The organism is Candidatus Tisiphia endosymbiont of Nemotelus uliginosus, assembly GCF_964264755.1.
Lineage (GTDB): Bacteria > Pseudomonadota > Alphaproteobacteria > Rickettsiales > Rickettsiaceae > Tisiphia.
Map to the genome: position 1 here is coordinate 1197115 of NZ_OZ183481.1, position 19777 is coordinate 1216891.

Consider the following 19777-nt stretch of genomic DNA (forward strand, 5'->3'; position numbering starts at 1 on the left):
TGTGAGCGTGGCAATCCATTTTTGGTTACTTTCTGGATTGCTTCGTCAGCTACGCCTCCTCACAATGGCTAGTTGGATTAGCTATAGGCAGGAAGTTTAATATCTCGGGACTAAGCAAGGTAATTATTTTCCCATCCTCAAGCTGAATTCTTATACCTCCATTTTCATCTATATCTTTAAAAATCCCTGAGATTTTTGTGTTTCCATCATTTACACTAACCATCTCGCCCAACTTATAAGCATTTCTAAGCCAATATTGTCTTATTTTACTAAATCCCTGTTCTTTCCATCTACTAAAATATTTTTCAAAATTAATCATCAAGATATCTAATAAATATTCTGTATCTTTTACTTCTATATTCTCATCAGATAAATTGGTTGCCAGTTGCTCAATATTTAAAGGATTTTCCTTGATGTTAATGCCAACACTTATAATAAGATAATTATTAGACCTCTTTCTAAACTCTACTTCTGCTGGTAATTTGTACGTCGATGCGGTACTCGAATCCTCACGTACATTAGAGTACGCTGCGGTTCTGCGTTCCGCGTCTCCTTCAAATTCCTCAGCATAAGCGAGTTTAGAAAGAGGTCTATTGTTATTTATACTAATAGATTCAAGCAATATACCAGATACTTTTTTGTCGTTTATCAAAATATCATTGGGCCATTTTAATTTGATAGAATTCTCTGAATTAGCTGTAAGAGAAGTAATAGTTTTATACACAACAATAGCCATAACAAAAGATAATTGAGGAAGATAACTGAGATTAATTTGATGCTTTAATAATATACTAACATGCAAATTCCCTAGATTAGAATGCCAAATTTTGTTATTTCTTCCACGCGATTTTGTTTGATTTTTTGCTAATATTACATAATTCCTATCAAGACAAGCCTTAGCCATCCTAATAGCTTCAGAACTGGTACTATCTATTTCATCAAAAACTAGTAACTTATATTTTTTCTGCCAAGACATAATTACCTCATAAAATTCAGGGTGATTTTAAAAGTCGTAGAAAAACAGTATAAAAATCCAAAGCATCATTGCGAGAAACCACTTTACTGCGACGCAACAATCCAAAAAGTAACCAAAATTGATTGCTTCGACCATTACATGCTCTCGCAATTACATATATGTACTCCAAACGTCATTGCGAGAAGGCTTAAGCCGACGAAGCAATTTGTAAGTTAAATATAAACAATTAAAATTTTGTCAACATAATAGAGCCTAGCACTAAATTAAAAAATATCAGATAGCTCTGTTGTCATACCATCGCCTGATAATACTATATCATTATTAGGTACATCGTCATATAAAGAATTAGCAATATTATTACTTATTACTTTAGATAAGGAATTTACATTGTTAGATAATTCTTTTAAATTACTACTTATCTTAGGTGACAAATGCACTTGTTGTTGATTATTTAAAGTGTGTAAAGTGCGTAAACTGTCTATATGCCACCGCACTGCATCAACCAAAGAATCTGTGCTTGTCATTTTGAAATCATGATTTTCTAATAGTGGCTGTATACAAAGCCTTGCAAAAATAACATTTGCAATACCAATATCTGATGCTGTCTTACCATTATTATTAGCTATATCTGATTTTGCTCCCCATTCTAATAATATTTTAGCCATATCAGGGTGATTATTTTTTATTGCAAGGTGTAATGGAGTATTACCAAGTTTATTTTGAATGTTTACATTAGCTTTAGTAAGTAAATGATTTGTTAAATCTATATCACCTTTTTCTACAGCTTTAAATAAGGCATAACCCCCGTAGCGTGCTTTATAAAAAAGTTGTTTCAATGACATATTTACCTCTTAATTATTTAGTGATTTCTTATTCCATCTAAATAAACCGTTTAATACGGTTTATTTAGATGCTGGCACTATATAATAAAATTTCACCTTATGCAAGCACTTATTTTAATAATTCCATGTTTTCTTGGTTTTTATCATGTTTTTTATTATTTAAAATCTCTCTTGCTTTAGCAAGCCTTATAAACCGTCCAAAAGCAAGAATCATAGAGTCAACAAAACCATCAAAACCAAATACCCAATATCGTCTTATAAAGAATGATTTTAAAAAATAAAAAATAATTTCTGTAGCAATTCTTATTTTTGATGGATTCCTACCTAGTTTGACGAAATCTTCTGCCTGCTCGGAAGAATAAAAATTTGCCTTAGCTACCATTTGCTCAATTGACATGCCAGACCTATGATAAATTATACCATTTAACTCATAGATTTTGTCTTGTGGGTTAATATCTGGGTTAAATAACACCGAATCATGAGTAGTAGTACTCATATTATTAGAAAAACTACTATATTTACGGTTATATAATCTGATGAATTTATGATAAGGAGCAAAGCGACGAACTTTATGATCGTTACGGTGCAATATAACATTTTTAGTACGATAAGCTAAATAATTAGCTTGAATATTTGAAGCAAATATAAATTCTATTTCATCCTGTAATTCTTTTGACAACTCTTCATCAGCATCAATATTTAATATCCAATCATTCTGACATAAACTCTCACCAAAAGCTTTTTGTTTAACATAACCACCCCATTCGTTAAAAATCACTTTGGCACCTAAATTTCTAGCAATTTGCACTGTATCATCAGTGCTACCACTATCAACAACAATAAGCTCCTCCACAATGTCCTTAACACTGTTAATAGCTCTTACCACTCTAGCAGATTCGTTTTTTGTAATAATAAAGGCTGAAATCTTAAGCATATTACCCTTTAACTCATAAAGAAAGAAAAAATTAACAGAAATCCTATAACAAGGCAACTGACAAACCTTAAGCCTTGATATGTTGGTATTGACTCTGGCTGCAAACTTTCACTTACCTCAAAAAAGTACATAGACCTAACTATTTTGAGGTAATAATAAGCTGCTATAATACTGGTACCAATAGCTATAAATGCTAGAGTAAATTGTTCCTCTACAATAGCCTGATAAAAAATGAAATATTTACCAAAAAATCCTGCCAGTGGGGGAATACCAATCATCGAGAACATGATAATGGTAATCCCAGCAGCCAAAGCCTTACGACTATTCGCCAGACCCTTAATATCATCAAAATTTGCCGTATCAGCTTTTCCTCCCAGCAGAACAATTAAACAGGCAAAAAAGCCTAAAACGGAAGCAGCATAAATAAATATATATATTAATGCAACATTATTACCTTGCTCACTATGCAAAGCAATCCCCATCAGAACATATCCAATATTTAGAATAGTGCTATAGCCCATTAGCCTTTTGAGGGAGGTTTGTCTAATAGCACCACCTGCCCCAACCAACATCGACAAAATTGCTGTTATTTTTATTAAATCAACTGAAATTTGTTGATAACCACCAACTACCATCGTCATTATATTTAATAACACCACTACATTGCCAAATTTTGTAGCAGCAGCAAAATAGGTAACTGAAGGAATTGGTGATCCTTCATATACATCTGGTGTCCAAGCATGCAAAGGACCACTAGATAATTTAAAGAAAATACCACTTAAAAAAAGTACTAAGCCACTTACTAACCCAATATTTGGCTGCGGTGATTGATTTAATTTTTGTAGAATATTACTATAATCTAAACTACCACCAAATCCGTAAATAAAAGACATCCCAAACAATGTCAGACAACTAATCAAACTACCTAGAATAAAGTATTTTAACGCTCCTTCTGATGATTTAATATTATACAAACTAAAGCCAGCTAGTACATATGCTGCTAGTGCTTGCAATTCCATAGCCACAAATAATAGCAGGAAATTACGAGCCGATATAGTAATAAAAATACCAACAGTCGAAAGCAGCACTAAGGTTATAAACTCTGTCTTAAATTTTTCATTAGTGATCTTACAATAATCATTATAAATTATCATGGTCATCACCGAAAAAAGTAAAACACAAGATTTACAAACACCAGTAAAGCTATTAGTAGCAAAGGAATTACTAAAAGCTACTGCCTCACCCTGAACGCAAGCAATAAAAAGTACAATCGATAATAATATCGTAATATTAGTAATGATTCTAGTTTTTTTGCTAAATAATACAGCAGATAATTGAGTAAGCAAAGCCACTAAGGTCAGCATTATCTCAGGCAAAATAATTATAAATTGTTTTAAAATTGGGCTTATCATATTTTAAGTTTTTGGATTTAGTATAATATAAATAGTTAATATATACTATAAGATCACTAGCACTAAGTATAATATAAAAATATTTAATTTTACATGATAGCTAACCAGGGCAATATTACACCAAATTCACAGACGTCATTGCAAGACTACGTAGTGGTTGTGGCAATCCATTTCTAACTATTTTCCTGGATTGCTTCGTCGGCTCATGCCTCCTCACAATGACGGAGGAGCTATCTAGCACATTAACGGGTTAGTTATATATCATCGTATCCGCGAAAACCCTTTGAATAAACTATACACCCATAAAGTCAGTATAATGTTTTTATCAATATCAGTTTAAAATAATATTTGACTTTATACGTCAATGACGTAATAATATTGATATGGAATATATAAAATCTCCTTTGTTTAATAAATTTGTTAAGTTCATATTTAACTGATGATGATTACGCAGACTTTCAATGGCATTTAGCCTTATACCCTAAATCAGGAGATATTATTCCTGGCAGTGGAGGACTTAGGAAAATATAAGATGAATGGCTAAAGAACGAGGCTGAAAACATTCCAGCTGCTATTTTAAAGAAAATAAAAGAGGAGTTAGGATTATGAAAATAAGACGAGATATCGGAACAGAAATTTTACAATCCATTCAAGAGATAAAGACAGGAAAGGGTAATGTACAGAAAATAGAAACAAAAGATGATATAGTGAATATTAGAAAGTACTTACAACTATCTCAAGTAGATTTTGCTGTTTTAATGGGGATTAATGTTAGAACATTACAAGAATGGGAACAAGGGCGGCGTAAACCTATGGGATCAGCTATATCTTTATTAAAAATAGCATCTAAACATCCCCAAATTTTTATTAACTAATTCACCTTACGCATAGCACTTAAAAGCCATAGGGAAAATAACCTGGCATCATTGCGAGCGAACGTACTTGAGCGTGATAATCCATGAAGTGATTAGATTAGAAATGAATTGCTTCGTCGCCACCAAAGTGGCTCCTCGCAATGACGGTTGGGGCTTATGTACTCCTTCCAATGACAACGTAATACTAAGCTATACTCTTTAAACTAATAAATAAGTAATAAAATGACCTTTAACTCAAGCAAACTTAACAATGGACTAACTGTTGTTACTTACCATATGCCTAATATAAAATCCGTAGCTATTAATCTCATTGTTAATGTAGGTAGCCGCTATGAACAATATTCAGAAATAGGGATATCTCATTTTCTTGAACATATGGCATTTAAAGGAACAACAACTAGAACTGCTAAGCAAATTGCTGAAGAATTTGACTCTATAGGAGGGCAGTTTAATGCTTACACCGGTCATGAACAGACTGTTTATTACTCAAAAATATTGAGTGAGAATTGTTATACTGCTCTAGAAATATTGGCAGATATCTTGCAAAATTCAGTTTTTTCAGAAGAAGAAATAGCCAAAGAATATCAGGTGATTTTACAAGAAATTGCTTGTGTACAGGATAATCCCGATGAGCTTATTCACGAAAAATTTTACAGTAGTGCTTATGAAAATCAAGCACTTGGTCGGTCAATTTTAGGAACTTATGACAGTTTAGCAAAATTTGATAAGGAACATTTTAGCAATTATATTGATAAACATTATAATGCCGGAAATATTTACTTATCAGTGGCAGGAAATGTTGAGCATCAACAAATTGTAGAATTTGCTGAAAAATTATTTTGTTCATTAAAAGATAAACCAAATAATCATTTTGAAAAAGCTAGATACACGGGGGGGCATAGTGTTATTACCAAAGAACTTGAGCAAACTACCTTGGTTCTGGGGTTCGAAAGTGTACCCTATTTTAACATACAGCAATTATATCATACTCAAGCTCTGTCACTAATACTTGGTAACGGTATGTCATCAAGATTATTTCAACAAATCAGAGAAAAGCTTGGACTTGCCTACTCAATTGGTAGCTATAATAGCTCACACTATGATAGTGGGATTTTTGGCATATATGTTTCCACTAGTCATGATAAACTGCCATTTCTTGCAGAACAATTAGTCAATGAAATTAACAATATTTCTGTAGATATCAAAGATTCGGAAATTGATCGGGCTAAAATACAATTAAAAACTAGTATCCATATATCCCAAGAAGATTCATCTTATAAGTCAGAAGAAATTGGTAAGAATTTTGCTGTTTTTGGCAAATATTTACCTATTGAGGATACTATTGAATATATTATGAATATAACAAACCGAGATATCATAAATATTGCTAACAAAATATTTGCTAGCAAACCTACTTTATCTATCATTGGCCCTAATCCACTTGCCATAGATTATCAAAAATTATCTAATGATCTGGCTCTATGAAATCGGTGCTATTAACTAGAAGTTCAGAAGATAATTACGACATTATTCAAGAGTTGCAGCGTAATCATCAATGTAGCTTTAACTATATATGCTGTCCTTTATTGGAATATCAAACTTTGCCATTAGATGGTACCCTTTTATACGATTATCCTAATGTCATTATCACTAGTAAATTTGCTGCTAAAATTCTAGCTGGACACCAAAATATCGAAAAGAAGAATATTTGGATAGTCGGTAATTCATCAAAATTAATTCTAGAACAAAATAATTTTATAGTGCAATATGTTGCTAGCAATGTACAAGAGCTGCTAGAAAACATTCCACCAGAAATATATCACCAAACCGTATATTTATCGTCAAATGAAATTACCCAAGATTTACCTCAAGCGATTAAAAGACACATTATTTATCAGGTAAAATATGCAACTAAGCTGCAGCACATAGCAGAAATTGAAAAGGGCATCAATTTTATTCTACTATATTCACAGAACTGCACTAAGACTTTTATTGAATTATTAATAAAAAATAATTTGCTAGAATCCTTAGCCAATAGTTTAGTTATTACTATAAGTAAAAAAGTAGCAAATATTATTAGCTCTTTTACTAAAAATGTGGTTTATTGTGATAATGGACAACCTCAGCAAATGTTAGAATTATTAATTTATAATGCCCAAAATAATGCAAAAATCAGAAACTAATATAATAAAAGTCCGTAGAAACAATTCTATTATTTTTACAATTATTTTGGTTATATTATTTGCCATATCGGTAACTTATATGACTTTTTTAAATAATAAAAAGACGGATTCTAAGTTATCTAATAACGCAACAATACAAGAAACAACCATACAAGAAATCCCCCCATCTTCAGATACTACCAATTTAGAGGAGAATGCACCTCAGGAAGATAATAGTTTAAATCAAGATAATTCTTCTGTAAGTACCCCCCACCAACCAGAACAATCTAAAGCCCCTTCCAATGTTTACAGTAATTATTTACTTAGCATCAATCTTCTGGTAAAGAATTTTCTGCAAGATAAAGATTATACAGAGCAACTTTATCAAATTGAAACTATGGAGTTACCTGCAAAAATAAAAAATATTTTGATAGATATGCACTATTATAATAAAAATTATTTACTTGATAATAATTTAGGTTTAGTAAGGGTATTTCCAAAAACCGATTGCTGGATCAAGCAATTTATCAAAATTGAAGAAAAATCTAGTAGCCTCAAAGATAAAGAAAAGCTGAAATTAAAAATAATAGGAAACCTAGATTATTTTATTAATTTCTTTTATTCAGAAGAACTACAACAAGAAAATTACAACAAGAATTCGTAGAGTAAACTAATGATAAGATTATTGATAATTTGTATTACATTTTTGTTGTTATATTTTAGTTTTTCTATGTTAAATCAACTTGATTCCAGGTTAACTTTAAACTTATATGACTATTATATAGAAACAACATTTTTTACTTTCGTTATTTTATATATATTACTTACACTTTCTACTGTTATTTCTTTTAAAATATTATGTTTAATTATTAATCTACCTACTAATTTAAAAGCTCTTTTCTTTGCTAAAAGAGCCAATAACGATAATTACTTACTAATGAAAGCTATGGCAGAATACGTTTCTGGTGAAAAATTAAAATCAGCAGTAACGAGCCAAAAAATATCTTACCGTTTAAGCCAGGAAAATAAGGTGTTTCATACTTTACTTTTAGCAGAATCAGAACTAGATATTTCAGTAAAAATAAAATATTTTCAGGAATTAGAACAATCTAAACATTATATTCCTTTTGTTACCAAAAGACTCGCACAAATACATTATCAGAATAATATGTATGACATAGCTGAGAATTATGCTGTTAGATCGTTTAACCTAAATGAATCTGATAGTGAAACTTTAGAAATTTTACTTAATTGTTATGCCAAACTTGCTCTATGGACAAAATTTGTTTTTGTGGTATCTAAACTTAGCAGAGTTGACGGACAGAAACTAGAGGCTCTTAAAAACAAAATAGCTGATTATTATGTTATAGCTGCTAAAAATATGTTAGAGACTAACCAAACAAAAGAGGAGATATATTATTTAGAATCAGCTATTAAACTTATAGCTTCCCATATTGAAGCACTAAATCTTTATCTATCTTTAAACTCCTCTAAATGGAGTAATAAGAATATTGAGTTATTACAAACTGCCTTCACAGCAAGCCCATCTTTTGAAATTGTAGAATTATATAAGAAATTTTCTACCAATGACTCCTCGGAAATTTATGACGATCTAGCAAATTTAGTCGATCCTAAAAAATATTTAGGATTATTTTTGGCGATAGCTGCTTATTTAGATTTACCAGAAAAGATTCAAAATCTTAAACAGGAAATCAACATTTTTATCGCAGATGATTGACAAATGCATTAAATTTAGATATATTTCAGTTTTTAAGTTCGAATAAGCACGATTTCTGTATGGAACAACGGTTTGAGCTTATCTTTGCCTACCGGATAATATTAAATAATTAGTAAAATTTATGACAAAATGTGTTAAAAAATCATTGTTTGTTACAGCTGGTATTGCTGTAATGGGTTTAGGGTTATTTTTGGGTAATCCTAATAGAGTTGATGCTGCAGTTAAAGAAGGGCAAGCATTTTCAGATTGGGTAGTTAAATGCACCACAAGTACTGATAAAAAACGGGTTTGTTTTTTAAATCAGGCTCTTAATTCTACTAAAGATGATAAACAACAGGTGGTGGCTATATATCAAATAGGCTATTTTGGTAGCGGTAAGGAAAGAAGTTTAAGAATGGTACAAATAGTTCCTCCTGACGTTTCTGTTACTCCAGGTACATCTGTTATCAGTTCCAAAAAATTAGTTGCTCCAGGTAAGTATGTTAATTGCACAAAAGATTCTTGCCAGGCTATTGCTGATATATCAGACAGTGATCTTAAAACCATTTTATCAAGCGATGGCAATCCTGTTGTTGGTTTTATGAATTCAGTCGGTCAACAGGTAAATTTGCCCTTTTCTACAAAAGGACTTAAAGAAGGCTTGAAAGCTTTAAAATAGTAATTTGGTGAGCGTTAAAATACAAGACGTCATTGCGAGCGAACATATGTGAGCATGGCAATCCGGTGAAGCTTGTCATATTGCTTCGTCGACCTGCGGTTTCCTCGCAATGACGGCTGTGGACTTATGTACTCCTCTCCAATAGACGCTTGGCGTTCAGATTTTTTATTCATCATAAGAAAATAGCAAAAAAATTCGTGAACGCTCACATTTGTTATACAAGTTTTTGTGTAAACAATCCTTGAAATCATTCACTTCATTTTTACTTTTAGTAATGAGCTGATTTTTAGTAGCAGAAGGAGGGAAGGGATTGTTGTGATAATAATAAATGTAAAAAAGTTTTGCCATCCGAATTGTACAACAATATATCCTGAAATAGCTGGAAAAATCGATCGTGAAAATCCCATCATAGAAGTGAAAAACGAATATTGTGTAGCACGAAATTTACCTTGACAAATTGAAGCAATAAAAGCAATGTAGGCTGTCATAGTCATTCCACCAGTTATACTCTCAAAACCTGTCGTAATAAAGAATAAGGGTAGATTTTTACCATAAATCTCTTGCAGAATAAATAATGTATGTGCTATGGCATGAATTACTCCAAATATCAGCAAGCTATCCAAGATATTCTTTTTTCTCATCACTGAGCTAGCTATTAGCCCACCAATTATTGCAGATATTATGCCAAAAAATTTCCCTGCACTAGCTATTTCAAATTCGTTATAACCAATATGTATCAGAAAAGGATTAATCATCATACAAATAAAATCATCTGGTAATCTATATAAAATAAGGAAGATTATTATTAAAAAGATTAAATAAAAAGATCCTACAGGTCTCAAGATATTTTGTATAAAGTTTGAACTATTTACCTTATAATCCTGATAAGTTTGGGAAATTAAGTCATGCTTTAATCGTAAGATACTCACAACTAAAATAGCAGAGCAAATAAGTACAGAAATGGCAAAGATTTTATATATATTATTCCATCCCAAGTAGCTTGATAGATAAATAGCACCGGAACCTGATATTAGCATACCGATACGATAGCCAAAAATATAAATTCCAGAAGCAGCTCCTTGGGATTCTTTGGCAATAATTTCAGTTCTAAATGCTCCTAAGACAGTATCTTTAGCTGAACTTAAAAATGATATTATCAATCCTACCAGTGCAAACAATATTAGACTATGATTAGGATCCATGGTGCTTAAAAGAAAAATAGCCAATGCCAACAAAATTTGAATCAGACAAATCCAAGATAATCTATGACCAAGTAGCTTACTTAACCAACCTAACTTTACAGTATCAAAAATAGGAGCCCATAAAAAATTGATAGAATAAGGTATTACGATAACAGCAAACATTCCAATAGATTGTAAATCAATATTTTCTTTAGCAAGCCAATAGTTTAAGGTGTTGCCTGTAATCATTAAGGTAAATCCGCTAGTTAAACCAAACAACCAAATAATGAACAATTTTGCAGGAGTTAACATAAGTATCTATTAAGAAAAAGTAAACGTTCATGGAAAAAAAGTTAAAGTACAAAACGTCTATTAGCGAGAAGGCATCAACTTAAAAAAACAATATTGAAAAACCGTCATTGCGAGGAGGCGTTAGCCGACGAAGCAATCCACTCTTTTATGGATTGACACGCCACCTACGGCATACCCTACAATTTTTATACATTAACTAATAATTCTACAATTTGCTCAAATTGCAATAGATATTCTTGCTCTTTATCAAGATCTTTTAATTTGAAACTATTACTCATTTGTTCATTATCACCAATAAAAATGGCATATTTAGCTTTCTGTAGATTAGCCCGGATCATTCTCTTGGCTATTTTGCCTTTGGCGTCTAAGGTAACAGAAATATTTTTTTGGCGTAATTGATTGGCTAAGATTAAACAATATTCTAAATTATTGTCACTAATAGGAAAGATAAATACTGGTCTGGCTTTAGATATGTTGTATTCTCTCATTAAAGCAAGCCTTTCGATTCCAGCAGCAAAGCCAATGGCTTTTGTCTCTGACCCGCCCATAATTTTGCTCAACCCATCATATCTTCCACCAGCAAGAATTGTCGACTGACTGCCAAGTTTGCTAGTAGTAAACTCAAAAGTTGTATGGCAATAATAATCAAGCCCCCTTACTAGCCTTGGGTTAATGATATATTTTACATTCAGTAAATCTAAGTATCTTAACACATCGTCAAAATATCTTGCAGTATCACTATTATAGTATTGAGACATTAAAGGGCTATTCGCAACTATTTTTCTATCATTTTCATCTTTTGAATCTAAGATCCGCATCGGATTTTTGACGAGTCGCTTTTGGCTATCTTCTGATAATTCTGACTTATAATCATTGAAATACTCTACCAGCTTTTGTTGGTAGATGGTACGAGTTGCAGCACAACCAATTGAGTTTATTTCTAAAGTTGTATCTTTATCTATTTCTAAAGCCTGAAGAATATCTAAAGCAAGCCTAATTGTTTCAGCATCGTTACTCGATCCTTCTTCTCCACCAATATACTCAAAATTTATTTGATGAAATTGCCTTTGTCTACCAGCCTGTGGTCGGTCATAACGAAATACTGGACCGCTTGAAAAGAACTTAATAGGTAATGTTTGTTGCAGGTTATTAGAGATAAAAGCCCTAATAATACCGGCTGTAAACTCAGGTCTAAGAGAAATATTATTATCACTCTTATCAAGGAAATTGTACATTTCCTTGCTTATTACATCAGAAGTTTCTCCAAGTGTACGGTCAAAAACTTTAGTATATTCAATTATCGGCGTACTCATGGCTTGATAACCATAAAGTTCACCAATATGTTTTGCTGTGTTAATTATATAATCGTGAATTATATAATCCGCAGGTAGTAGGTCTTTAGTACCACGTAATGGTTGTAGTGCATTACTCATACAAATTAAACTTGTCGTTTCATAAAGAACAATCTAAGAATATACAGAACAAACATTAGTGCAAACCAATATATTAATAATTGCCCTGCAATCATCAAATTAAAGTTACTATCAAACATTTGTATAGATAGTAAATATAGGCAAGCTATTAAAACAAATGGTATAATGATACATGCAGCAGGACATTTAAATGGTCTTGGAACATTTGGCATTTTTATTCTAAACAACATGACTATTACGGCAACTACTGAGTAATCAATTAGAGCCCCCATAGATGATAACTGAAAAAGAATTTCAGATGGACAAAATCCTCCTAATAATGCAGCAAGAGCAGAAAATATTAAGATAGTAATATAAGGACTATCGTATTTTGCATGCAGTTTTGCAAAACTCTTTGGCAATAACCCATCTCGGGCAATTACATAAAAGATACGAGATGTACCATAAATATTCATCATCAGTACTGTAGTCATACCACATACTGCTCCAGTAGCAACGATGGCAGAACCAATATTACTATTATTCAAGCTAAGAGCATAGGCAAGTGGCTGGTCATTATTAAGTTGATCAAAAGGGGCTATACCAGTGACTAGCCCAGCTATTATAACGTATACTATCGTTGCAATTACTAATGATCCAATAATACCGATCATTAAATCTCGGTTAGGGTTTTTGCATTCTTCAGCTGTAGCAGCTATTGTCCCAAAACCGGTCATAGCCAAAAATAGGATAGATGCCCCAACTAGCATATTATTGAAGCCAAAAGGTAAAAAGTTTTGCAAATTTGTCGCATCAAAATACGGTGTGGCAAACACAATAAACGCAAATATAGCTGCCATTTTTACAAATACTAAAATAGCATTTAGTTTTTTACTATCTTTCGTTCCTAAGTACAAAATAAAAGAGACAAACACTACAATAAGAAAAGCTGGTAAATTTATTATTCCACCATTACTAGGCACGGTCGTTAAAGCTTTAGGTAAATCTATTCCACCAGCTGACAATATACCCTGAGCATATCCTGACCAGCCAGCTGCAACCGCACCAGCAGCAAAACCGAGTTCTAATATAATAACGCTACCAATTAACCAAGCAAATATTTCACCAAAAGCTACATAAGAATAAGTATAAATACTACCAGAAGTCGGTAACATGGTAGCAAGCTCTGTATAAGCAAAGGCAACAAAAATACATGTTCCACCAGCAACAGCGTAGGATAGCATAACTGCAGGACCAGAATATTTAGCCGCTACCATACCTGTTAACACAAATACACCCGTGCCTATTATAGCCCCAAGACCCAATAATATCAGATCAAATGCTCCTAAGTTTTTGCTAAGACCACTAGTCTTCCCTAGCTCTTTTATTGATTCAAAACTTTTTCTTGTTAAAAAACTCATTAATCTCTCCAATTTTAATAATAGAAAATACTCTTGTCATTCCCGCATCTAATATGTCATTCCCGCGTAGGCGGGAATCTAACCCACTACCTACGCAGGGGTGATATAAAATTTGGATTGCTTCGCCCACTAAAGTGGCTCCTCGCAATGACGTTGACGATAAATACTAATATAAAAGTATTTATGCAATTTCTCTAGTAATCCATCCCCCACCAAGAACTCGAGCATTATCATATATGACACAAGCCTGACCAGGAGTTACAGCTTTCTCTGCAGACATTAACTTTACCCTAATTTCTGTATTACTTATCCTACTAATCTTGGCAAAGGTAGCAGGACGAGTCGAACGAATCTTAACTTGCACCTCAACTTCCTCTTGGACAACCATTTCTTTACCAAGCCAGTTAACATTCTTAATAGTAAATTCAGTAGAATCTAATGCCGAATCTGGACCAACATAGACAATTTTTGTATTAGGGTCAATTCTTACTACATAAAGTGGCTCATGAAAAGCTATGCCAAGTCCACGACGTTGACCTATAGTATAGTTGATAATACCATTATGTGTCCCGAGTTCAAAGCCGTCTACATGGATTATTTTACCTTTTTCATTAACATCGGTTCGGATATTACTAATTACCTTCCTATAATCACCATCTGGTACAAAACAAATATCTTGGCTATCAGGCTTATCTGCAACGCCTAAGTTAAATCTAGTAGCAATATTTCTTGTTTGCTCTTTGCTTAATTCTCCCAAAGGAAAAGATAGATAATTTAGTTGTTCTAAAGTAGTTGCAAACAAAAAATAACTTTGGTCTTTGGCAATATCAATACCAGTATGTAATTCTTCTCCATCTATACCTTCGACTTTCCGAACATAATGACCAGTAGCAAGACAGTCAGCTCCTAAATCTTTTGCTACTTTTAGTAAGTCCTTAAATTTAACTGACTGGTTACATTGTACACATGGCGAAGGTGTTTCGCCTCTAATATAACTATCGGCAAAGTTATAAATTACTGATTCTTTAAATTTAGACTCGTAATCCAATACATAATGCGGAATATTTAGCATATCCGCCACCATTTTTGCGTCATAAATGTCTTGCCCAGCACAACAAGCATTCTTTTTCTTGGTGGCTATGCCGTGATCGTATAACTGCAGTGTTATACCAATGACTTTATGTCCTTGTTCACAAAGCATAGCAGCCACTACTGAGCTATCAACCCCACCAGACATTGCAACTACTATTGTAGATGGATTACTTATTCTATTATTCATTGCATTTATAGTAAATTTATGTTATGGTAAATATAGAATTACTTTAGTTATTGCAGGCAGTCTCCTAGATAAAAGAAACAATACATTAACCTAAATTCGATATAACAAATTATGCCAAATTCAGTTATATATAGCAGATTTTTTTGCTCCACTAATAGCTATTTTCATTATTTCTGTGATATTGCTTATTTTTTTACTTCCTAACTCAGTACATTACTATTACCCATTCTTTAAAAGGCTTATTCTTATCCAGAATTGAGGTTACATTATAATAAATTTATAGTTAAATTACAATAGGCTTTTAAATTGTCCTGAGTTTTATAATCATCCATCATTCTTAATGGCATTGTTGCATGAATAGAAATCAAGCTTGAGTTACGTGAGTGTTCACGGAGAAAAGTTAAAGTACAAGACGTCATTGCAAGCGAACTTACGTGAGCGTGACAATCCATTGTTCTTGGATTCCTTCTTGGCTTACGCCTTCTCACTAATAGATGTCTTGTACTTTAACTTTTTTTCTGTGAACGCTCACTCACAACTTATCGTTCAATATGCCGTTCTAAAGAATTACTTCTTTGCAATTTCTTCTGGTGGGTAAGGTTACTCTCTTTTTGCGATAAATCTGGCACAGATTTACTTCTTCGTAATTGTTCTATAACCGCAGGTGTTACGATTTCCTCAGCAGATTTCTTGGCAGCCCCCATAGCTTTAGTTAATGAACTATCACCTTTGACCTCAGGTTGTTCATAAAAAGGATCATGTGCTCTACCCAAATCTTTTAAAAAGCTTACCATATCTTTTGCCGCTGATACCAGTATATTACTATTTTTTTTCTTTTCTTTAGTTTCAGCTTCTTGTTCACTAGGCTTTTCATTAGATTTATCTTCCAGCTTATTTACTACTGCATGCAGCATAACTCGTTTTTGCTCATCAGTTAATTTTCTATAATCTTTGTCGTGGCTTATTTCAGTTAAAGCTTCTTGATATATATCAAATTTATTTTGTTTTTGTTCATCAGTTAACTTGAAATAATCTTTATCTCGGATTAACTCAGTCAAAGCAGCAGTTTGAATATTTTGTTTTTGGGCGATTTCACGCAGCTCTTGTAAATTCTGATAATTGGCAACATCACTCTTACGGAGTTCACCATTAATATTAATTTTAAATGCTGTGACAAGATCAGCTGATTGTTTTTCAGTTAACCCTGAGGTAATCAAAGTAATCGCTGAAGCCGTACCAGATTTAACCGCTGCAGCAATCTTAACAGGATTACCAGTGCTAGCTGCAACTATATTAGATGCTAAAATAGCTGCGTTCTTAATATTATCCATAAAAAATTTACTTGTACTAAATGCCATTTCTGCTTTGGAAGATACGTGATGATAATGTCTATTTTCTTCACCTGGGACAGATGTGGGGACATATAATTTATTTTCCAACAATTGAGCTAATTTGGAATCCAGTGTTAATAAATATTGTTGTTTGCTTATATCTCCTCGATTCTGCATTAATAGATCATTTTCTTGGGCAAGTTTACGAAGCTTTCTTATTTTAATAGTTTCAGCTACCATTCCGCCAGCTACCCCAACTAATGTTACTGCAGCCATAGCTAAGGCTATAGGGGGTGATATCCCAGATAATACTACTACTGCAAATATAGTCGTAATAACACGACTTACAGCACTACCAAGTGCAATTTTGCCTAATCTTGTATTTAACAGCCAATCTACAGCTTTGAAAACCTTGGTATTTTTTGTCCAATTCCAAGCAGATTCAGCTTTATTAATTATGTAAGAAAACGCTCTTTTTATTTTTGATTCTGTCTTTATTTCTTTATTTTCTTGTTCTAAATATTTTAGAAATTCATTTGAAATTCTAATCTCATTTGTTTTAACCGATTTTAATTTCTCACTTTTTTCTTGCTCAATTATCGACAAATCATCCTTACTTCTTACTGCTTTTGCAGGAGAAGTAGCTTCTAACTTATTTGCACGTTCAAGCTCCATATCATCAAGGCTTTTTACAACCCTTGCTTTTCTTTCTTTTGGTTGAATTATTTGATTATCTAAAGAATTACTTAGTACTTCATCTAGAGGCAACACTTTTGATTCATCTGGCTTCTCTTGACCACTAAAACCTTCATTTATAGACTCCTCAATTGCAGTACTATTCGCCTCAGAACTTTTAAGGTTTTCAAACAACGTAGATTCTTTTTCATCATATATCATAATGCACCACACTCTAAATATAACATAAAGTTAAAGACTGATTCTATAGCTTTTCCGTCTATTAGCGAGGAACCACTTTCGACAATTGTACTACTTTAGTGGCAACGAAGCAATCCAGGAAAGTGATTATATTTGGATTGCTTCGTCGGCTAACCCCTTCTCGCAATGACTGCTTTCCAATTATTACCTTCTTAAACTAACGCCCATGCACAATAACGGGGTATAGCTATCTAACTATACCAGTTTTTACCGATAATGTTTTTTGTATCGTTCCCTTAAGCTTGCTTGTAGCTTTTTTGAGATTATCCCACGCTTTCTCTTGCGTTTTATCATCTTTAAGAATAGAAGTGAACACCGTTCCCATACTTTTTAAGAAATTTTTCAAATCTTTTGTAAACGATACATTTTTATTGAATGGAACCTTATCATGCAATTTTTCAAAAATCTCTCCTGCTCCAGCAGCGTCTTTCGCTTCTTTTAACCCTTCTTTTACTGCCTTAATTACAGGAACAAATATATCCTTTATATCGCCTTTTAAATTTTTTCCTTCTTTTTCTAAATCATTAAGCATATCCGCACCAACTCTTTTAACTTCTTCAAAAGTACTTGGAGGCTTTATGTCATCACGGATTTCTCTACGCAAATTTTTAGCCTCTTTAGCAAGATCTTCTTTTATAGACTTAACTTCTTTTCGTAACTTATCTACAAGTCCCATAATTCCTCCTTTAGGTTATAATTATTTCTAATATTCTTCCAACTCTATTTCTACCGTCAACTAGTTTGCTGTGAATCAATAAGCGATTTAGGTTTTTTCGTATCAATTGATAAGGCGTGTAATCCACTAGTTAGCTCATCTGCTAAAAGATTGTTAATCATTTTATGTTGTTCTAGCAAGCTTTTTCCTATAAAAGCTGCTGAAAAAATTTTAACCCTAAAATGGCTCTCAGTAGTTCCACCAGTATGGCTGGCATGTTTGGAACTTTCATCAACTATTTCACAATAATGTGGTTTTAACACATCTAATTTGCTTTTTATTCTATTTATTTTGCTCATAATTTTATAATATAAAATTTTTACTTGTATCATTCTACTAGGATTTTAGTATTTAGTAAATTTATATTATTTGAGTTATGGTGAAATTAGATACAAAAATTAGAAATTTACAATTTGAGCTTGATAAAGTAGAGCGTGGATATTGCATCTCTTTTAAGCTATTAAATTATGACGAATTAAATGCTATGATGGCAAAAGACATTCACATAATTGACAAACTTAATAAAATTATTTCTGAAATTTGCAATGAATTAATTAGCAATTCTGTCACATCAATTTATAAACACATTGAACATGATCGAATATTATTAGTTCTACCGATATTAGACCCAAATCTAGTTAAAGAAATTGCCCTAAAAGCACATTTATTATCCCAGCTTTATGTTGATGATCTATTACCTACAGTTTATATGAATTGTAGTATTGCTAGCATAGAATTTCCCAAATTTAGCAATAAAGCTGAAGAAATTTATAATTTATTGAACTGGCTAATTTCTTATCCAGGTGACCAAAATTATTATCGTGAGTATGACTCTAAATATTATAATATAGAATACATTAAAGAGTCCAATAAACAGCTTAATCTCTTAAGAAAATCCCTATTAAACAAAACAATGGTTTTTGCTTATCAGCCAGTTATTGACCGTAAAACAATGAAAGCTCATTACTATGAATGTTTATTAAGGGTTCCTGATACAAATAACTATCTGTGTTCTGTAGGAGCAATAATCCCAGAGGCTGAAAAGAAAGGTTTAATTTTTATAGTAGATCAAGTAGTGCTAGAAATGGCAATCAAAGAATTAAACGCTAACCCAGACTTAACGCTTGCAGTTAACATTTCAAATATTGGTACATTAGATGCTCCTTTGCTAGTAATAGCAGAAAAATTATTACAAACATATGATGTTTCAGGAAGATTAATTATCGAAATTACTGAGACTAGCCTTAATCAGCATTATCAACAAATAACGTACTTCATGCACAGATTAAGAAAATACGGTTGTAAATTTGCTTTAGATGATTTTGGCTCTGGGTTTACTTCATTTAAACAGTTACAAAATCTGCCAATAGATATTATTAAAATTGATGGTAGTTACGTACGTAACATCACTAGCGATCTGCAAAGTCAAGACTTCATTAAAAGATTAATTAACCTCTCTGAGGATTTGGGTATTCAAACTGTAGCAGAATTTGTTGAGAATGGTAAGATAGCCAAATTCTTAATCAATCTAAAAATTGATGCTATGCAAGGCGATTTTTTCTCACCTGCCTCGGTTAATAGAATAAAATAATC

The 19777-nt window shown here is 32.4% G+C and carries 19 protein-coding genes; 7 read left to right on the top strand and 12 right to left on the bottom strand.

Annotated features, from left to right (window positions below):
• Positions 1-49 precede the first annotated feature (49 nt).
• From ACFELW_RS06095 to nuoN, 4 genes are all read right to left on the bottom strand, one after another.
• On the bottom strand, positions 50-976 hold the full coding sequence (locus tag ACFELW_RS06095) for a biotin--[acetyl-CoA-carboxylase] ligase (protein ID WP_375329953.1): 927 nt from the start codon (positions 974-976) through the stop codon (positions 50-52).
• A gap of 263 nt (positions 977-1239) precedes the next feature.
• The gene (locus ACFELW_RS06100; protein ID WP_375329954.1) at positions 1240-1818 is read right to left on the bottom strand and encodes an ankyrin repeat domain-containing protein; all 579 of its coding nucleotides are present in this window, start codon (positions 1816-1818) and stop codon (positions 1240-1242) included.
• A 109-nt stretch (positions 1819-1927) separates the two neighbouring features.
• Entirely contained in the window at positions 1928-2752 is an 825-nt protein-coding gene (locus ACFELW_RS06105) for a glycosyltransferase family 2 protein (protein ID WP_375329955.1), read from the bottom strand.
• An 8-nt stretch (positions 2753-2760) separates the two neighbouring features.
• The gene (gene nuoN / locus ACFELW_RS06110; RefSeq protein ID WP_375329956.1) at positions 2761-4164 is read right to left on the bottom strand and encodes an NADH-quinone oxidoreductase subunit NuoN; all 1404 of its coding nucleotides are present in this window, start codon (positions 4162-4164) and stop codon (positions 2761-2763) included.
• A gap of 605 nt (positions 4165-4769) precedes the next feature.
• On the opposite strand from nuoN, the gene ACFELW_RS06115 reads away from it, so the two are divergent.
• The 6 genes from ACFELW_RS06115 to ACFELW_RS06140 all read left to right on the top strand — a co-directional run bounded on the left by ACFELW_RS06115 (position 4770) and on the right by ACFELW_RS06140 (position 9597).
• A complete protein-coding gene (locus ACFELW_RS06115) occupies positions 4770-5039 on the top strand; it encodes a helix-turn-helix domain-containing protein (protein ID WP_375329957.1) in 270 nt (89 codons plus the stop codon).
• 222 nt (positions 5040-5261) lie between these two features.
• Positions 5262-6524: a M16 family metallopeptidase gene (locus ACFELW_RS06120; RefSeq protein ID WP_375329958.1), complete on the top strand. Its 1263-nt coding sequence runs from the start codon at positions 5262-5264 to the stop codon at positions 6522-6524.
• Positions 6521-7222, top strand: a complete 702-nt coding sequence (locus ACFELW_RS06125; protein ID WP_375329959.1) for a uroporphyrinogen-III synthase — start codon at positions 6521-6523, stop codon at positions 7220-7222. The genes ACFELW_RS06120 and ACFELW_RS06125 overlap by 4 nt, the downstream gene beginning before the upstream one ends.
• Complete coding sequence (locus tag ACFELW_RS06130) at positions 7203-7865, top strand: hypothetical protein (protein ID WP_375329960.1); 663 nt, start codon at positions 7203-7205, stop codon at positions 7863-7865. The genes ACFELW_RS06125 and ACFELW_RS06130 overlap by 20 nt, the downstream gene beginning before the upstream one ends.
• 9 nt (positions 7866-7874) lie before the next feature.
• Positions 7875-8939, top strand: a complete 1065-nt coding sequence (locus ACFELW_RS06135) for a tetratricopeptide repeat protein (protein ID WP_375329961.1) — start codon at positions 7875-7877, stop codon at positions 8937-8939.
• Positions 8940-9060: 121 nt separating this feature from the next.
• Positions 9061-9597, top strand: coding sequence for an invasion associated locus B family protein (locus tag ACFELW_RS06140; protein ID WP_375329962.1), 537 nt, complete (start codon positions 9061-9063; stop codon positions 9595-9597).
• Between the two features lie 251 nt (positions 9598-9848).
• On the opposite strand, the gene ACFELW_RS06145 is transcribed toward ACFELW_RS06140, so the two are convergent.
• From ACFELW_RS06145 to ACFELW_RS06180, 8 genes are all read right to left on the bottom strand, one after another.
• Positions 9849-11090 (bottom strand): AmpG family muropeptide MFS transporter, encoded by a 1242-nt coding sequence (locus tag ACFELW_RS06145; RefSeq protein ID WP_375329963.1) that lies wholly within the window; start codon positions 11088-11090, stop codon positions 9849-9851.
• 185 nt (positions 11091-11275) lie between these two features.
• Positions 11276-12523 carry a histidine--tRNA ligase gene (gene hisS / locus ACFELW_RS06150; protein WP_375329964.1) on the bottom strand — a complete coding sequence of 416 codons (1248 nt, stop codon included), beginning with the start codon at positions 12521-12523 and terminating at the stop codon, positions 11276-11278.
• 5 nt (positions 12524-12528) lie between these two features.
• Positions 12529-13923, bottom strand: coding sequence for an amino acid permease (locus ACFELW_RS06155; RefSeq protein ID WP_341759397.1), 1395 nt, complete (start codon positions 13921-13923; stop codon positions 12529-12531).
• The gene (locus ACFELW_RS06160; RefSeq protein ID WP_375329965.1) at positions 13895-14053 is read right to left on the bottom strand and encodes a hypothetical protein; all 159 of its coding nucleotides are present in this window, start codon (positions 14051-14053) and stop codon (positions 13895-13897) included. The genes ACFELW_RS06155 and ACFELW_RS06160 overlap by 29 nt, the downstream gene beginning before the upstream one ends.
• Before the next feature lie 51 nt (positions 14054-14104).
• Positions 14105-15202 (bottom strand): tRNA 2-thiouridine(34) synthase MnmA, encoded by a 1098-nt coding sequence (gene mnmA, locus ACFELW_RS06165; RefSeq protein WP_375329966.1) that lies wholly within the window; start codon positions 15200-15202, stop codon positions 14105-14107.
• A gap of 539 nt (positions 15203-15741) precedes the next feature.
• Positions 15742-17430: a hypothetical protein gene (locus ACFELW_RS06170; protein WP_375329967.1), complete on the bottom strand. Its 1689-nt coding sequence runs from the start codon at positions 17428-17430 to the stop codon at positions 15742-15744.
• 226 nt (positions 17431-17656) lie between these two features.
• Positions 17657-18145, bottom strand: a complete 489-nt coding sequence (locus ACFELW_RS06175; RefSeq protein WP_375329968.1) for a hypothetical protein — start codon at positions 18143-18145, stop codon at positions 17657-17659.
• A 56-nt stretch (positions 18146-18201) separates the two neighbouring features.
• Positions 18202-18483, bottom strand: a complete 282-nt coding sequence (locus ACFELW_RS06180) for a BolA family protein (RefSeq protein ID WP_375329969.1) — start codon at positions 18481-18483, stop codon at positions 18202-18204.
• 77 nt (positions 18484-18560) lie between these two features.
• Between ACFELW_RS06180 and ACFELW_RS06185 the strand changes: the two genes are divergently transcribed.
• Positions 18561-19775 carry an EAL domain-containing protein gene (locus ACFELW_RS06185; protein WP_375329970.1) on the top strand — a complete coding sequence of 405 codons (1215 nt, stop codon included), beginning with the start codon at positions 18561-18563 and terminating at the stop codon, positions 19773-19775.
• Positions 19776-19777: the final 2 nt, after the last annotated feature.

Coding starts and splice junctions, on each gene's coding strand:
- ACFELW_RS06095 (WP_375329953.1), bottom strand. CDS start 976: ATGTCTTGGCAGAAAAAATATAAGTTACTAGTTTTTGATGAAATAGAT.
- ACFELW_RS06100 (WP_375329954.1), bottom strand. CDS start 1,818: ATGTCATTGAAACAACTTTTTTATAAAGCACGCTACGGGGGTTATGCC.
- ACFELW_RS06105 (WP_375329955.1), bottom strand. CDS start 2,752: ATGCTTAAGATTTCAGCCTTTATTATTACAAAAAACGAATCTGCTAGA.
- nuoN (WP_375329956.1), bottom strand. CDS start 4,164: ATGATAAGCCCAATTTTAAAACAATTTATAATTATTTTGCCTGAGATA.
- ACFELW_RS06115 (WP_375329957.1), top strand. CDS start 4,770: ATGAAAATAAGACGAGATATCGGAACAGAAATTTTACAATCCATTCAA.
- ACFELW_RS06120 (WP_375329958.1), top strand. CDS start 5,262: ATGACCTTTAACTCAAGCAAACTTAACAATGGACTAACTGTTGTTACT.
- ACFELW_RS06125 (WP_375329959.1), top strand. CDS start 6,521: ATGAAATCGGTGCTATTAACTAGAAGTTCAGAAGATAATTACGACATT.
- ACFELW_RS06130 (WP_375329960.1), top strand. CDS start 7,203: ATGCAAAAATCAGAAACTAATATAATAAAAGTCCGTAGAAACAATTCT.
- ACFELW_RS06135 (WP_375329961.1), top strand. CDS start 7,875: ATGATAAGATTATTGATAATTTGTATTACATTTTTGTTGTTATATTTT.
- ACFELW_RS06140 (WP_375329962.1), top strand. CDS start 9,061: ATGACAAAATGTGTTAAAAAATCATTGTTTGTTACAGCTGGTATTGCT.
- ACFELW_RS06145 (WP_375329963.1), bottom strand. CDS start 11,090: ATGTTAACTCCTGCAAAATTGTTCATTATTTGGTTGTTTGGTTTAACT.
- hisS (WP_375329964.1), bottom strand. CDS start 12,523: ATGAGTAATGCACTACAACCATTACGTGGTACTAAAGACCTACTACCT.
- ACFELW_RS06155 (WP_341759397.1), bottom strand. CDS start 13,923: ATGAGTTTTTTAACAAGAAAAAGTTTTGAATCAATAAAAGAGCTAGGG.
- mnmA (WP_375329966.1), bottom strand. CDS start 15,202: ATGAATAATAGAATAAGTAATCCATCTACAATAGTAGTTGCAATGTCT.
- ACFELW_RS06170 (WP_375329967.1), bottom strand. CDS start 17,430: ATGATATATGATGAAAAAGAATCTACGTTGTTTGAAAACCTTAAAAGT.
- ACFELW_RS06175 (WP_375329968.1), bottom strand. CDS start 18,145: ATGGGACTTGTAGATAAGTTACGAAAAGAAGTTAAGTCTATAAAAGAA.
- ACFELW_RS06180 (WP_375329969.1), bottom strand. CDS start 18,483: ATGAGCAAAATAAATAGAATAAAAAGCAAATTAGATGTGTTAAAACCA.
- ACFELW_RS06185 (WP_375329970.1), top strand. CDS start 18,561: ATGGTGAAATTAGATACAAAAATTAGAAATTTACAATTTGAGCTTGAT.